11 protein-coding genes are annotated in these 15,394 nt (G+C 65.1%); 9 read left to right on the forward strand and 2 right to left on the reverse strand.

Translation table 11 applies throughout. The annotated features are described in order from the left end of the window. The first annotated feature begins 43 nt into the window (after nt 1-43). The 5 genes from Q2K57_RS14185 (at nt 44) to Q2K57_RS14205 (ending at nt 6,380) form a co-directional block, all read left to right on the forward strand. Entirely contained in the window at nt 44-1,159 is a 1,116-nt protein-coding gene (locus Q2K57_RS14185) for an enoyl-CoA hydratase/isomerase family protein (protein ID WP_304525466.1), read from the forward strand. 84 nt (nt 1,160-1,243) lie between these two features. Next, a complete protein-coding gene (mmsB, locus tag Q2K57_RS14190) occupies nt 1,244-2,143 on the forward strand; it encodes a 3-hydroxyisobutyrate dehydrogenase (protein ID WP_304525467.1) in 900 nt (299 codons plus the stop codon). 208 nt (nt 2,144-2,351) lie between these two features. After that, entirely contained in the window at nt 2,352-3,752 is a 1,401-nt protein-coding gene (locus Q2K57_RS14195) for an MATE family efflux transporter (protein ID WP_304525468.1), read from the forward strand. 84 nt (nt 3,753-3,836) lie between these two features. Continuing rightward, nucleotides 3,837-5,018 carry an acyl-CoA dehydrogenase gene (locus tag Q2K57_RS14200; protein WP_112055759.1) on the forward strand — a complete coding sequence of 394 codons (1,182 nt, stop codon included), beginning with the start codon at nt 3,837-3,839 and terminating at the stop codon, nt 5,016-5,018. A gap of 156 nt (nt 5,019-5,174) precedes the next feature. After that, nucleotides 5,175-6,380: a CaiB/BaiF CoA-transferase family protein gene (locus tag Q2K57_RS14205; protein WP_304525469.1), complete on the forward strand. Its 1,206-nt coding sequence runs from the start codon at nt 5,175-5,177 to the stop codon at nt 6,378-6,380. A 73-nt stretch (nt 6,381-6,453) separates the two neighbouring features. Here the strand turns inward: Q2K57_RS14205 and Q2K57_RS14210 are convergent, their stop codons facing one another. Next, nucleotides 6,454-7,287 (reverse strand): pyruvate, water dikinase regulatory protein, encoded by an 834-nt coding sequence (locus tag Q2K57_RS14210; protein WP_304525470.1) that lies wholly within the window; start codon nt 7,285-7,287, stop codon nt 6,454-6,456. Between the two features lie 386 nt (nt 7,288-7,673). Here Q2K57_RS14210 and ppsA point away from each other — a divergent pair, with 386 nt between their 5' ends. The 4 genes from ppsA (at nt 7,674) to Q2K57_RS14230 (ending at nt 14,298) form a co-directional block, all read left to right on the forward strand. Then, nucleotides 7,674-10,046 carry a phosphoenolpyruvate synthase gene (gene ppsA, locus Q2K57_RS14215; RefSeq protein ID WP_112055762.1) on the forward strand — a complete coding sequence of 791 codons (2,373 nt, stop codon included), beginning with the start codon at nt 7,674-7,676 and terminating at the stop codon, nt 10,044-10,046. Between the two features lie 290 nt (nt 10,047-10,336). Next, nucleotides 10,337-10,867, forward strand: a complete 531-nt coding sequence (locus Q2K57_RS14220) for a (2Fe-2S)-binding protein (RefSeq protein WP_304525471.1) — start codon at nt 10,337-10,339, stop codon at nt 10,865-10,867. Further along, the gene (locus tag Q2K57_RS14225) at nt 10,854-13,202 is read left to right on the forward strand and encodes a xanthine dehydrogenase family protein molybdopterin-binding subunit (RefSeq protein ID WP_304525472.1); all 2,349 of its coding nucleotides are present in this window, start codon (nt 10,854-10,856) and stop codon (nt 13,200-13,202) included. Before Q2K57_RS14220 ends, Q2K57_RS14225 begins: the two co-directional genes overlap by 14 nt. A gap of 88 nt (nt 13,203-13,290) precedes the next feature. Beyond that, nucleotides 13,291-14,298, forward strand: a complete 1,008-nt coding sequence (locus Q2K57_RS14230) for an XdhC family protein (RefSeq protein WP_304525473.1) — start codon at nt 13,291-13,293, stop codon at nt 14,296-14,298. Nucleotides 14,299-14,387: 89 nt separating this feature from the next. Here Q2K57_RS14230 and Q2K57_RS14235 read toward each other — a convergent pair whose 3' ends face one another. Then, entirely contained in the window at nt 14,388-15,281 is an 894-nt protein-coding gene (locus Q2K57_RS14235; RefSeq protein WP_304525474.1) for a glycine betaine ABC transporter substrate-binding protein, read from the reverse strand. Between the last annotated feature and the right edge of the window lie 113 nt (nt 15,282-15,394).

A 15,394-nucleotide genomic window follows, 5' to 3' on the forward strand; every position in this document is an offset into this window, starting at 1 on the left:
ACCTTTCAGTTTCTCCGATAACGACCGACAAGGAGCCCGATCGATGACCGATGCACCCGTGCTGTTCGAGGAGCGCCCGACCCGCGAGGGGTATCTTATCGGGGTGGCGACCCTCAATGCCCCAAGGGCGCTGAACGCCCTGTCGCTTGCCATGATCGAGCAGCTCTCGGCCCGCCTGACGCAATGGGCCGATGACGAGCGGGTGGTCGCCGTCTGGCTGGAAGGCGCCGGCGAGAAGGCATTCTGCGCCGGCGGTGACATCGTTGCGCTTTACAAGGCGATTCAGGCCGGGGAGGGCGGCGCCCTTGCCGAGACCTACTTCACCGGCGAATACGGCCTCGACTATCAGATTCATTGCTATGAAAAGCCGCTGCTGGTGTGGGGCGACGGCATCGTGATGGGCGGCGGCATGGGACTGATGGCCGGAGCCGGTCATCGCCTGGTCACCGAGACCTCGCTGCTGGCGATGCCGGAGATCAGCATCGGCTTTTATCCGGACATCGGTGCCAGCTGGTTCCTCAACCGCATGCCGCCGGGCATCGGCGCCTACCTGGGCCTGACCGGCGCCCAGCTCAATGCGCGAGACGCCTTAGACCTGGGCCTTGCCGACCGCTTCGTGCCTCGGGAGAGCCGCGAAACCCTGTTCGAAGCGCTGCTATCTGCCGACTTCGACGAGGCCGATGACGCCCGGGCGCTGCAGGCGGTGGTGGGGCGAGTGCTCGACCGTTTCGAGAATCGGGACCAGGCGCCGGCTGCCCAGCTGTGGCCGCATCGCGATCATCTGCAGCGCCTCACCGCCTGCGCATCGGCCACGGATGCCGCCGCGCGCATCCTCGACGATGACCATCAGGATGACTGGCTCGCCGCCAATCGGGCGCGGCTCGCCGCTGGCTGCCCGCTGAGCGCGCAGCTGGTCTGGCAGATGATCCGGCGTCATTCCCGCACCGGCCTCGCCGAGGCCTTCCGTGAAGAGCTCAATCTATCTGTGCAGTGCTGTCTGAAGGGTGATCTCGCCGAGGGCGTGCGGGCGCTTCTAATCGACAAGGACAAGACCCCGCGCTGGTCGCATTCAAGCGTCGGCGCGGTGCCCAAGGCCGATGTCGAGGCCCTGCTGCGACCGCTGTGGAACCCTGAGACGCACCCGCTGCGCGAGCTGTAATACAGCGATGCAGCAACGATAACGGCAGCAACAACAACGCAACAACAACAACGATCACATAACCACCCAACAAGGAGCCACACCATGCGTATCGCCTTCATCGGTCTTGGCAACATGGGGGGCCCCATGGCCACCAATCTCGTCAAGGCTGGCCATGATGTCTGCGTCTTCGATCTATCGGATCAGGCCATGCAAACCCTCGAGGACGCCGGCGCTAGCCGTGCCGCCAGCGCCGAGGCGGTGACCAAGGAGGCCGAGGTGGTGGTCTCGATGCTGCCAGCCGGCGCCCATGTGAAGGGGCTCTACCTGGGCAACGACGGTGCCCCGGGGCTGCTGGATACCCTCGCCGGTAACCCGCTGATCATCGATGCTTCGACCATCGCCCCGGATGATTCCCGCACCGTGGGTGCCGCCGCCGCCGAGCGCGGGTTTGCCTTCGTGGATGCTCCCGTGTCGGGCGGGGTGGGCGGTGCGGTCGCCGGCACCCTGTCTTTCATCGTCGGTGGCAGCGACGAGGGCTTCGAGCGGGCCAAGCCGGTTCTCGAGGCCATGGGCAAGAACATCTTCCACGCTGGCGAAACCGGCGCCGGTCAGGTGGCCAAGATCTGCAACAACATGCTGCTCGGCATTCTCATGAGCGGCACGGCAGAGGCCCTGGCGCTGGGCGTCGAGAACGGCCTCGACCCGGCGGTGCTCTCCGAGGTTATGAAGCAGAGCAGCGGCGGCAACTGGGCGCTCAACGGCTACAACCCCTGGCCAGGGGTGATGGAGAAAGCGCCGGCGTCGAACGACTACCAAGGTGGCTTTCATACCGACCTGATGGCCAAGGATCTGGGGCTCGCCTGGGAGCTGGCGCTGGGGTCAAGGTCGACGGTGCCGATGGGGTCTCAGGCGCGTAACCTCTTTGCCCTGCATGCGGCCAATGGCAACGGCGGGCTTGATTTCTCGAGCATTCAGCGCCTGTATCGCCGCGACGAGGACTGAGGTGAGAGGCGGCGTGGAATGAGAAGCTCAGAGCAGTGAGAGGTACGTAAGAGCGCAGTGAGAGATACGTAAATAGAGATAGCTGGGGAAATAGAGATAGCTGGAGAAATAGAGAGGGCCGGCCGCGTCAGACGGTGCCGGCCCTTGCTCACATTGGGGCCATGGCCTGAGTGGGGCACAATGACGTCCCCTTTCGACCGAGGTTGCCATGACGTCGACATCTTCTTCCCAGTCACCCGCCCGGCGCGGCTCGATGCTCGAAGCGCCCATCGCCCGCACGCTGGTGCGCAAGACTCTGCCGGTGATCGGCGGCATGCTGGCGATGATGACCTTCAACCTGGTCGATGCCTGGTACATCGCCAGCCTCGGCACTGCGCCGCTGGCGGCGGTATCCTTTACCTTTCCTGTCGTCTTCGCGGTGATCAGCCTGGCGATCGGGCTCGGCATCGGCACCTCGGCGGTGGTGGGGCGCTTGCTCGGCCAGGGCCGTCACGACCTATTGGCACGCCGCGCCACGGATGCGGTGCTGCTGTCGCTGCTCGTCGGGGCTCTGGTGACACTTGCCGGGCTGCCAAGCATCGAGTCGCTGTTCTCGCTGCTGGGGGCCGACGCCACCCTGATGCCCTATCTCGAAGCCTACATGGGTGTGTGGTACTGGGGGGCCGCCCTGGTGATCGCGCCGCGCATCATCAACAGCGTGCTACGTGCCCACGGCAATACCCTGGCGGCGGGGCTGTCGATGGGCGTTGCCGCGATTCTCAATCTGGTGCTCGACCCGCTGTTGATCTTCGGCGCCGGGCCGGTGCCGGCGATGGGTGTGGCCGGGGCGGCACTCGCCACAGTGCTGAGCTGGGGGCTGATGACGCTGGGCCTGATCTGTCAGCCGCGGCTGCGCGGCCTGATTGCCTTTCGGGGTCTTACCCTTGGTGCGCTGGTGGAGTCCTGGCGCGTACTTGGGCGCATTGCCTTGCCAGCGGCGGTGACCAGCCTGTTCACGCCGGTGGCCATGGCGCTGGTGACCCGCATCGTCGCCGACCACGGCCATGCGGCGGTGGCGGCCTTCGGGGTCGGATCGCGGCTGGATGCCATCGCTCAGATCGTGGTGCTGGCGCTTTCAATGACGCTGTCGCCGCTGGTCAGCCAGAACCTGGGCGCCGGCCAGCTCGCGCGGGTGCGCCGGGCCATCGGCGGCTGCCTGGGCTTTGTGCTGGTCTGGCAGTTGGCGATCTGGGCGGGGCTGCAGGGCCTGGCGCCCTGGCTGACCGCTCGCTATGCCGAGGGGCCGGAGGTCGGCGAGGTGCTGCGCGATTTTATCTGGCTGGTGTCGCTGGGGCTCGGCGCCCAGGGGGTGGTGATCCTCTCGGTGTCGTCGCTCAATGCCTTGCATCGGCCCCGGGACGCCATGGCGCTTTCCGTGGTGCGCCTCTTCGTGCTGTTCGTGCCGCTGGCCTGGCTGGGCAGCCGGTTGGACGGGCCGCATGGCATCTTCACCGGTATGCTGACGGCTAACCTGATCATGGCGGGCATTGCCTGGTGGCGGTTGAGGGCAGTGTTGGCACGCCAGCGTCAGTCGCAAGGCCAAGATGAATCGCAGGGCCAGCTCCAGTAAGCGGCCGCGACCAAGGTCGGCTTGGCAGGGCAGGATGCTTGATCTACATTGCATTTAAATGTCGACATTATTGAGGAGCTCCCCATGAGTCAGATCACGCCTATTACCTGGGACGACCCCTTCCGCCTCATCGACCAGCTCGACGAGGACGAGCGCATGGTGCAGCGCACCGCCCACGACTACTGCCAGGACAAGCTGCTGCCGCGGGTGATACAGGCCAACCGCCATGAGCATTTCGATCGCGAGATCATGAACGAGATGGGCGAGCTGGGGCTGCTCGGGGCGACGCTCGATGGCTACGGCGGGGCGGGCCTCAACTATGTCAGCTACGGCCTGATCGCCCGGGAAGTGGAGCGGGTGGACTCCGGCTATCGCTCGGCGATGAGCGTGCAGTCGAGCCTGGTCATGTACCCGATCCATGCCTTCGGCAGCGAGGCGCAGCGCGAGAAATACCTGCCCAAACTGGCCAGCGGCGAGTGGGTCGGCTGCTTCGGCCTCACCGAGCCGGACCATGGCTCCGATCCCGGCGGCATGAGCACTCGGGCGGTGCGCACGGAAAGCGGCTGGCGCCTCAACGGCAGCAAGACCTGGATCACCAATTCGCCGATCGCCGATGTGTTCGTGGTATGGGCCAAGGACGAAGAGGGCATCCTGCGTGGCTTCATCCTCGAGAAGGGCACGCCCGGCCTTACCGCCCCCAAGATCGAGGGCAAGTTCAGCCTGCGGGCCTCGATCACCGGCCAGATCATGCTGAGCGATGTTGAGGTCGGCGAAGAGGCCTGCCTGCCCAACGTCACCGGCCTGAAGGGACCCTTCTCGTGTCTCAATCGTGCCCGCTACGGTATCGCCTGGGGCGCCATGGGCGCCGCCGAGGCCTGCTGGCATGCCGGTCGTCAGTACACCCTGGATCGCAAGCAGTTCGGCCGCCCGCTGGCCGCCAATCAGCTGATCCAGAAGAAGCTCGCCGACATGCAGACCGAAATTGCCCTTGGCTTGCAGGCCGCGCTGCGGGTCGGGCGGATGATCGATGACGGCCAGCTGGTGCCGGAGGCGATCTCGCTGATCAAGCGCAACAACGCCGGCAAGGCGCTGGATATTGCCCGCGTCGCCCGGGACATGCACGGCGGCAACGGCATCAGCGACGAGTACCACGTCATCCGCCACGTGATGAACCTCGAGGCCGTCAACACTTACGAGGGCACCCATGACATTCACGCCTTGATTCTCGGCCGTGCCCAGACCGGTATCCAGGCCTTTACCGGCTAACGAGTCGACACCAGAAAAGATCAAGCGGGGCGTCGAGAAACAAGCCGAAGAGGAGGTCCTGCGCCAGAGATGGCGCAGGTAGCTTACAGGGAGGTATTCATAGCGCCTCCTCATAGGCTTGTTGCCGAATCAACCCGAGCGACCAAGGAGCTCAAGATGAGCGGACCCCTGGAAGGGCGCGTCGTGCTGGATATGTCGCGGGTGCTGGCCGGCCCCTGGGCCGGCCAGCTGCTGGCTGACCTGGGCGCCAGGGTGATCAAGATCGAGCATCCTGGCCGCGGCGACGATACCCGCGCCTGGGGACCACCCTGGCTCGAGGACGTCGCTGGCGATCCTGTCGAAGCGGCCTACTACCTGTGCGCCAACCGCGGCAAGCAGTCGCTGGCCGTGGATATCGCGAGGCCCGAGGGCCAGGCGTTGATCCGCGCGTTGGCGGGCCGCGCCGATATCCTGATCGAGAACTTCAAGGTCGGGGGGCTTGCGCGTTACGGCCTCGATCACGAGAGCCTCAAGGCCGAGAACCCGGAGCTGATAGGCTGTTCGATCACCGGTTTCGGGCAGGATGGCCCTTATGCCGGGCGGCCCGGCTACGACTTCATGATTCAGGCCATGGGCGGGCTGATGAGCCTCACCGGTGAGCCGGACGGCATGCCGATGAAGACCGGCGTGGCGATCACCGACGTGATGACCGGGCTCTATGCCACGGTGGGTGTGCTGGCGGCGCTGGACGAGCGCTCCCGCACCGGTCGCGGGCGCTACATCGATGTGGCGCTACTCGACGTGCAGCTGGCCACCCTGGCCAATCAGGCGCTGAACACTCTGGTCAGCGGTCATGCACCTGAGCGTCACGGCAACGCCCATCCCAACATCGTCCCTTATCAGGCCTTTGCCTGCGCCGATGGCCATCTGGTGCTGACGGTGGGCAACGACGCCCAGTTCGCGCGGCTCGCCGCGCTGCTTGAATATCCCGAATGGGCCCAAGACCCGGCTTACGCCACTAATGCCGCCCGGGTTGCTCATCGCAAGCCACTGGTCGAGAAGATCGCCGCCTGCCTGGCGAGTCGCTCACGGGATGCTTGGCTTGCGGCCTTCGAGGCGCACGGCATTCCGGCGGGGCCGATTCACAGCGTAGCCGAGGCCCTCGAGGATGCCCAGGTGCGTCATCGCGGCCTGGTCAGGACCCTCGAGCGTGGTGGTCAGGACGTGCCCCAGGTGGCCAACCCGCTGCGTTTCGACGGGGTGTCCTGCACTAGTGAGGTGGCGCCGCCGGCGCTGGGGGCCGACAGCGATGCGGTGCTCACCGAGATGGGGCTGTCGGCCGAAGACATCGCCAAGCTGCGCGACCTGGGCGTAGTGCGCTAAGTGTTGCGCTGAGTAGTGCGTTAAGTGTTGCGCTGAGTGGCGCGCTGAGCAGCGGCCTCGGGGCGGTGTTGGCTCAGCGCGGGCTAAAGCGACGGTGCAGGCCGGCCTCGGCAATCATTCGGGTGGAGATCTCCTCGATCGAGAAGCGCGTGGTATCGATGTAGGGGATATGCATCTGGCGATACAGCCCCTCGGCCTGAGATACCTCCTGCATGCACTGATCCATCGAGCAATAGCGGCTGTTGGGACGCCGCTCGCTGCGGATCGCCGCCAGGCGGGGCGGGGCGATGGTCAGGCCAAACAGCTTGTGGCGGTAGGGCGCCAGCGCGCGCGGCATCTTGAGAGTGCCGTCCTCGTCGTAGTCGTCTTCGGTGAGCGGGTAGTTGGCGGCGCGGATGCCGAACTGCAGCGCCAGGTACAGCGAGGTGGGGGTCTTGCCGCAGCGTGAGACGCCGATCAGGATGACGTCAGCCTTGTCATACTGGTTGAGCCGCGCGCCGTCGTCGTTGTCCAGGGCGAAGTGCACCGAGTCGATGCGGTTCATGTAGACATCGTCCTGGCCGATCGAGTGAGTGCGCCCCACGGTATAGGTGGAGTGGGTGGCAAGCTCTTCTTCCAGCGGCTTTAAGAAGGTCGAGAAGATATCGACCTTGAAGCCGGGGGCCGTGGAGACGATGCGCCGCACGTCCTCGTCGACGATGGTGTCGATGATGATCGGCTGCTCGCCGTCTCGGGCGGCGGTGGCATTGATGCTGTCCACCAGCGCCTGCGCCTTCTCGGTGTCATCGATGTAGGGCTTGGTGATCATGCGGATCTCGACGCTCTCGAACTGCGCCAGCAGGCTGCGGCCCAGCGTTTCGGCGGTGATGCCGGTGCCATCGGAGATGAAAAAGGCGGTACGTGGCATGAGGGAACCTTCGGTTCTTGTCGTGACGACTGGTTAGCGGCGACGGGTTACTAGTGAGTTGTGATTGATTTACGGCGACGGTTAGGTAGTGGCGCCTGAATGGCTCGATTGTCTCGGCTGACGGGCGGCGCGGCAAGCGCCATGCGGCCCCGCGGCGCTTTCGGCCGGTAGGTTTTGGTGGCGTCATCTCAGCCTGACTACAAAAAGGCGGCCAAAAGACGCCGTGTTGTAAAAATCCTCCAATGACTTCGCTATTAGACCAATGGCGAACATTCCCGACCCTTGATAGGGTGCTTAGCATCCAGCTATGGCGGCCGTCGATCGCGATGCGGCGATCGTTGCCAGTGAGTGTCACCAGTCGACAAGGGGGTCGCGTGAAAGAGTCCGTGAATCAGTACATTGAGTGGTTCGACCAGCTCGGCATGAACGACGTCGAGCGCGTGGGCGGCAAGAACGCCTCGCTCGGCGAGATGATCTCCAATCTGGCCAATGCGGGCGTCAGCGTGCCTGGCGGCTTTGCCACCACCGCTCATGCCTATCGCGAATTCCTCGCTCACGACGGCCTCAACGAGCGCATCAATCAGGCGCTGGCGCGGCTCGACGTCGATGACGTCGAGGCCCTGGCCAAGACCGGCGCCGAGATCCGCCAGTGGGTGATCGACACGCCGCTGCCGCCGTCCTTCGAAGCGGCGCTTGGCGAGGCCTACGATGCCATGGTCGCCCAGCACCCCAGCCTCAAGGTCGCGGTGAGAAGCTCTGCCACCGCCGAAGACCTGCCGGATGCCTCTTTCGCCGGCCAGCAGGAAACCTTCCTCAACATCGAAGGCTTCGCCAACATCAAGCGTGCCGTGCATGAGGTGTTCGCCTCGCTGTTCAACGACCGGGCGATCTCCTACCGGGTCCACCGCGGCTATGCCCACGAGAACGTGGCGCTGTCTGCCGGCATCCAGAAGATGGTGCGCTCCGAGACCGGCGCGTCAGGGGTGATGTTTACCCTCGACACCGAATCCGGTTTCCGCGACGCCGTGTTCGTGACGGCCTCCTGGGGGCTCGGCGAGACGGTGGTGCAGGGCGCGGTCAACCCCGACGAGTTTTACGTCCACAAGCCGACCCTGGACGCCGGTCGCCCGGCGGTGCTGCGGCGCAACCTGGGCTCCAAGCTGATCAAGATGATCTACACCGGCGATGCCAGCGCCGGCAAGTCGGTGGAAACCGTGGATGTGCCGCTGTCCGATCGCGGTCGCTTCTGCGTCAACGATGAGCAGGTCATGGAGCTCGCACGTCAGGCGATGATCATCGAGCGCCACTACCAGCGTCCGATGGACATCGAGTGGGCCCTGGACGGCGACGATGGCCAGGTCTACATCGTGCAGGCCCGACCCGAAACGGTGGTGTCCCAGACCGAGGGTGGCAAGCTCGAGCGCTTCCACCTGCGCGAGAAGGGTCGCAACCTGATCTCCGGGCGTGCCATCGGTCAGCGCATCGGCAGTGGCGAGGTCAAGGTGATCATGACCCCGGACGAGATGGGCAAGATCAACGAGGGCGACGTGCTGGTCACCGACATGACCGACCCGGACTGGGAACCGATCATGAAGCGTGCCTCGGCGGTGGTCACCAACCGTGGCGGGCGCACCTGCCATGCGGCGATCATCGCTCGCGAGCTGGGCATCCCGGCGGTGGTCGGCTCCGGCGACGCCACCAGTGTGCTGCGCGACGGTCAGGAGGTCACGGTATCCTGCTCCGAAGGCGATACCGGTCATGTCTACGAGGGGCTGCTGGACTTCGAGTGCAAGACCACCAGCGTCGACAGCATGCCCGAGCTGCCCTTCAAGATCATGATGAACGTCGGCAACCCGGATCGCGCCTTCAACTTCTCGAGCCTGCCCAATGCTGGCGTCGGCCTGGCGCGCCTCGAGTTCATCATCAACCGCATGATCGGCGTGCACCCCAAGGCGCTGCTCGACTTCGACACCCTGCCGGTGGAGCTTCAGCAGACCATCGAGCAGCGCACCGCGGGCTATGACGACCCGGTGAGCTTCTACGTCGACAAGCTGGTCGAGGGGATTTCGACCCTGGCCGCGGCGTTCTACCCGCAGAAGGTCATCGTGCGGCTGTCGGACTTCAAGTCCAACGAGTACGAGAACCTGATCGGCGGCAAGAACTACGAGCCCGGCGAAGAGAACCCCATGCTCGGCTTCCGCGGCGCCTCTCGTTACCTGTCGGAATCCTTCCGCCCGTGCTTCGATCTGGAGTGCCAGGCGCTCAAGCGGGTTCGCGATGTGATGGGCTTCGATAACGTTCAGATCATGGTGCCCTTCGTGCGCACCACCGACGAGGCCCGCGGCGTAATCGACATCTTGTCCGAGAATGGACTCAAGCGCGGCGAGAACGGTCTCAAGGTGATCATGATGTGCGAGCTGCCGGCCAACGCGCTGCTCGCCGATGAGTTCCTCGAGCACTTCGACGGCTTCTCGATCGGCTCCAACGACCTGACCCAGCTGACCCTGGGGCTGGATCGTGATTCAGGGGTGATCGCCCACCTGTTCGATGAGCGCAACCCGGCGGTGCTCAAGCTGCTGTCGATGGCCATTCAGGCCTGCAAGGCCCAGGGCAAGTACGTCGGCATCTGCGGCCAGGGCCCCTCGGACCACCCGGATCTTGCCAAGTGGCTGATGGAGCAGGGCATTGATTCGGTGTCGCTGAATCCGGATGCGGTGCTCGAGACCTGGTTCATGCTGGCCGGGGAAACCATCGGCTAAGTCGCCGCCGCTGGCTAAGTCGCACGTCCCGCGCATTCTATAACCCCGCCCTTCAAGGCGGGGTTTTTCGTTTGGGTGCGAGGTGTATGGATGATGGGTGCGAGGTGTATGCGTGTTGCCGGCGGGGTGGACGTGAGGGAAGAGCGTGGAATGGGCGTCACTGAGGAGAGTCGACACCAACCGTCAGCCTGCTAACATTGTGTACGATTAAATCTTGCACACGAGACGCCGGTCCACGGCGCATGAGCGGCGAACCACGTCGCTCCGATGACCACTTGAGGAGAAGTCCCTTGGCCAGTTTTACCCTGAACGGCAAGCCGGTCAGCGTCGAGGTGTCTCCGCAGACCCCACTGCTGTGGGTGTTGCGGGATAGCCTGGGCATGACCGGCACCAAGTTTGGCTGCGGCATCGCCCAGTGCGGCGCCTGTACTGTCCATCTCAATGGCAGTGCCACGCGTACCTGCGTGCTGCCGGTGTCCGCGGCCGAAGGCGGTGAGGTCGTCACCATCGAAGGGCTGTCGGACAGCGATGATCATCCCCTGCAGCAGGCCTGGCGTGAGCATCAGGTGCCCCAGTGCGGTTACTGCCAGTCGGGTCAGATCATGCAGGCCGCCGACTTCCTGAGCCGCAACCCGGATCCCAGCGATGAAGAGGTCACCCAGGCCATGTCCGGAAACCTCTGCCGCTGCATGGCCTATGTGCGCATCCACCGAGCGGTCAAACGCGCCGCCGAAATCGGTCAGGCCAGCCAGGCGTCTACCGCCGGCGTAGGCGTCTTCGACCCGAGCCGCGATCAGGAGGTGACCCATGGCCAGGTTTGAGGACCAGTTGGCGGCCGTCGAGGCCAAGGGCAGCGACGCCCAGGGGAACGACAACAACGATGCCAAGGGCATCACGCGCCGAGGCTTTCTGATCGGCACCATGGCCGGTTCGGCGATGATGGCCTTCGGCGTTTCCGGGGTCGCCAGTGCGGTGAGCGGAAGCTCTGCCAGCGAGTCGCTGGCCGCCGGGCGCTATGAGCCGACGATCTGGTATGCCATCGCGCCCGACGGCACCGTGACCGTCCATATCACCAAGGCCGAGATGGGTCAGCACGTCGCCACCAGCCTGGCCCGCCTGGTCGCCGAAGAGCTCGAGGCAGACTGGTCCTCCATCGAGGTCGTCTACGTCGATAGCGACCCGAAGTGGGGCTATATGGTCACCGGCGGTAGCTGGTCGGTACACCACAGCTATCTGCCGCTGTCCCGTGCCGGCGCGGCTGGCCGTATCGCCCTGATCGAGGCCGGCGCCAAGCTGCTGGGCGTCGATCCGGCCGATTGCCGTGCCCGCCAGGGCCAGGTGATCAGCGGTGACACGTCGATCAGCTATGGCGAGATCGTGTCTCAGGCCGGGCTCGAACGCACCTTTTCCGAGGAAGAGCTAAAGCAGATCAGCCTGAAGCCTGCCAGCGAGCGCCGGGTGCTGGGCACCAAGGGCGGTGCCCTGGACGTGCCGGCCAAGGTCAACGGCGAGGCGATCTATGGCATCGATGTCACCGTCGACAAGATGCTCTATGCCCGCCCTGTGCTGCCGCCGACCCGCTTCGGCTCCAAGCCGACCTCGGTGGACGACAGCGCCGCCCGGCAGGTCGAGGGCTATCGCCAGACCATAGAGCTGGACGATCCGTCTGGCGTCTGCCAGGGCTGGCTTGCCGTGATCGCCGACAGCTATTCCTCGGCGATGCGCGCGACCGATGCCCTCAAGGTCGAGTGGCAGCGGGGTGACAGCTACGACATCAGCGAGGCAGATATCCAGCAGCAGGGCCATGCCCTGGTCAAGGCGCCGAGCCAGGATAATGGCTCGCTGTTCGTCGATATCGGCGAGGTGGCCTCGGGTCTCGAGGGCGCGAGTCAGGTGATCGAGTCCACCTACACCACCTCGAGCGTGTTGCACTTCCAGCTCGAGCCGGTCAACGCCACCGTGGTCGAGGAAGACGGCCATTGGCACGTGCACTGCGGCAACCAGCAGCAGTCGCTGGCGGTACCGATGCTGGCCAAGGCCCTCGAGGTCGATGCCAGCAAGATTACCCTGCATCAGTATTATCTGGGCGGTGGCTTCGGTCGGCGCCTCTACGGCGACTACACCATTCCGGCGGCACTGGCGGCCAAGGCCCTGGGGCGGCCGGTGAAGATGCTCTTCACGCGGCCCGACGACACCCGGCTAGACTGCGTGCGCTCGCCCTCGGTGCAGCGCCTGCGCTCAGGCCTCGACGGCAACGGCAAGGTGGTAGCCTCCGAGCATGCCGCGGCTGCCGGTTGGCCCTCTGCCGCCATGGCGCCGGCCTTCCTCGCCGAGACGGTCGAGAACGGTGGCAAGGTCGATTCCTTCGCCATCAGCGGTGCCGATCACTGGTATGACGTCGGCGCCCAGCGGGTCTGGGCACAGCAGAACCACACGGCGCATGAGGTCTTCGTGCCGGGCTATCTGCGCTCGGTCGGGCCGGGCTGGACGACCTGGGCCGTGGAGCAGCATATCGACGAGTTGGCACTGGCCGCCGGCCAGGACCCGGCACGTTTCCGGCTCGGCCTGCTCAAGGCCGAAGGTCGCAATTCGGGCCAGGCGCCACACAGCGTCGGCGGTGCTGACCGCCTCAAGGCGGTGCTCAAGCGGGCCATGGACAAGGCCGACTGGGACAGCCGCGACAGCCTGCCCGAGGATGTGGGCATGGGGGTGGCGCTAACCTTCGGCCAGGAGCGCAACATGCCGACCTGGGTCGCCTGTATCGCCCGGGTCAAGGTCGATCGCGGCGATGGATCGGTCAAGGTGGAGCGTCTGACCACGGTGGCCGATGCCGGCACCCTGGCGCATCCCGACGGTGCCATGGCGCAGCTCGAGGGCTCGCTCTTGTGGGGACTTTCCATGGCGCTCTTTGAGGGCACCGAATACGAGAAGGGCAAGCCGAAGGCACTTAACCTTGGCGCCTACACGCCGCTGCGCATGAACCAAGTGCCAGAGATGGATCTCGAGTTCGTCGACAGCGATGCCATGCCGGTGGGCCTGGGTGAGCCGGGCACTACGGTAGTGGCGCCCGCCATCGCCAACGCCATCCAGCATGCCGTCGGCGTTCGCCTGCGCGACATGCCGATGCGCGCCGAGGCGCTCAAGGCCGCCCTCTAGGGCAAGCCTTGCCTCTTGATCCAGAAACGCTGTCCCAGAAGCCCCGTTCCGGCACGTCCGGGCGGGGCCTTCCCGAGTGAGACCTATCATGCAACACCTTGATCTGACGGTGATCCGCCAGGCCCTTGCCTGGGCGCAAGAGGGGCAGACGCTGTGGCTGTGCACGGTGCTCTCGACCTTCGGCTCCTCGCCCAGAGAGCCCGGCGCCTGGCTGGTGGCGCTTCGAGACGGCCGCCATGTGGGCTCGCTTTCCGGCGGCTGCGTCGAGGAAGACTTCCTGGCGCGGCTGTCCGATGGCGCCTTTCAGGCGCCGGTGCAGCGTGTGCGCTATGGCGACGTTGATGGAGAGGAAGGGGGGCTGGACGGGCCCGGTGTCTCGCTTCCCTGCGGCGGTATCCTCGATGTGCTGGTCGAACGCCTGTCACCGGGTGAAGAGACCCTTGAACACCTCACGGCCCTGGAGGCCGCGCTGACGGGCCAGCGGCCGCAGCTTCGTCACGTTGATCTGGCCAGCGGCCAGTCGCAGCTCGAAGACGATTCTGGCCTTGGCGAGCGGGTGGTGCTGCCGGCAGTGGGCAGCCAAGAGGCACCGGGTCAGGTGCAACTGCGCGTCGGCCCGGCGGCCCGGCTGGTGCTGGCCGGTATGTCCCCGGTGGCGGAGGCCTGCGCCGAGTTTGCCGTGCGGCTGGGGTTCGAGGTCATTCTCTGTGATCCCCGTCCCGATATCTTCGCAGGAGTCTCGCTGCCCGGCGTCGAGCGGGTCGAGACGCTGCCCTCGGCCTTCATCGCTGGGGGCGGCTGTCACGGGGCCACCGCAGTGGTGGCGCTGACCCATGATCCGCGTATCGATGATCTGGCAATGATCGAGGCCGTCAGAACCGAGGCCTTCTACATTGGCGTGATGGGCTCACAGAAGACTTCCGCGGCTAGGGCCGAGCGCCTGAAACGCAGCGGTGGCCTGAGTGAAGCCGAGCTTGCGCGCATCCAGATGCCGATCGGGCTTAAGCTCGGCAGCAAGACGCCGGCGGAAATCGCCCTCGCGGTGATGGCCGATATCGTGCGGGTGCGCCGGGGGCGGGAGCGTACCGACCTATAAGCATGTTGACGCTTCCAATCAAAAGCGCCCGACCAATTCAATTGGCCGGGCGCTTTTCGTTCTTCGCCACGTCATGCGGCAATGTGGCGTCAGTCGTCGTTGTTGACGCTCTCGTCGACGTTCTTTTCGACGCTATCGCCAACGCTATTGCCGAGCCAGGTAGCGACGAGGTCCGGGTGCGAGTCGACCCAGGCCCGGGCGTTGGCCTCATAGTCGCCGTTGGCCTGGTTGGCGGCCATCAAATCCTGCATGTCCGCGAGGGTCCACTGAAAACGATCGAGGATGGCGGTGATGCCTGGCTTCTCCTCGGCGAGCCCCTTGCGGGTCACGGTGTGGATCTGTTCGTTGCTTGAATAGATGCCCTGGGGGTCGTCGAGGTAGCGCAGCGAATGGTCCGAAAAGACCGGATGCGGGGCCCAGGCGGTGACGACGATCGGCTCTTTGCGTGACATTGCGGTCTTGAGGGTTTGGCTCATGGCCGCATCGCTGCCCGCGACCAGCTGCCAGTCCTCGATGCCGTAGGCGTCCATCGCCTGTTCGGTCAGACCCATGATGCCGGCGCCCGGGTCGATGCCGTGGATGCGCTGGCCAAACGTCTCACCGGCGTCCGACAGGTCGGCGATCGAGGTGGTGTCCGCGTAGCTCGGCACGGCCAGGCCGACGCGGGCATCGGTAAGGTTGGGGCCAAGGTCATCGATCTTATCGGCCATGCCTTCGAAGTAGCTGGCCTGAGTGACCGGCAGCCAGGCGCCGCTGAAGGCATCCAGTTCGCCGACTGAGAGTCCCTGCCAGATGGCGGCGAGGCTCACCGAACTAACATCCACTTGATGGCCAGCGTCCTCGAGGACCGCTTTCAAGACATAGGTGCTGGCCTGGCCGGTGGCCCATTCGCCTATGCCAAGACGCAGGCTGTCGGCCTGGGCCAGGGGGCTGACGGCGCCGAGAACAAGGCCGGCAGCAGCGAGCAGTGAGCGACAATACATCAAACAATCTCCAGCAATAGACAGTAGGAGGAACACAACGTAACGAGTCGACAATGATAACGGTTCTTTGCTGATGACGATGCCGTTCTTGCACTTTCTCGGCCCAATCTGGA

Source organism: Halomonas sp. I5-271120 (assembly GCF_030553075.1).
GTDB lineage: Bacteria > Pseudomonadota > Gammaproteobacteria > Pseudomonadales > Halomonadaceae > Onishia > Onishia taeanensis_A.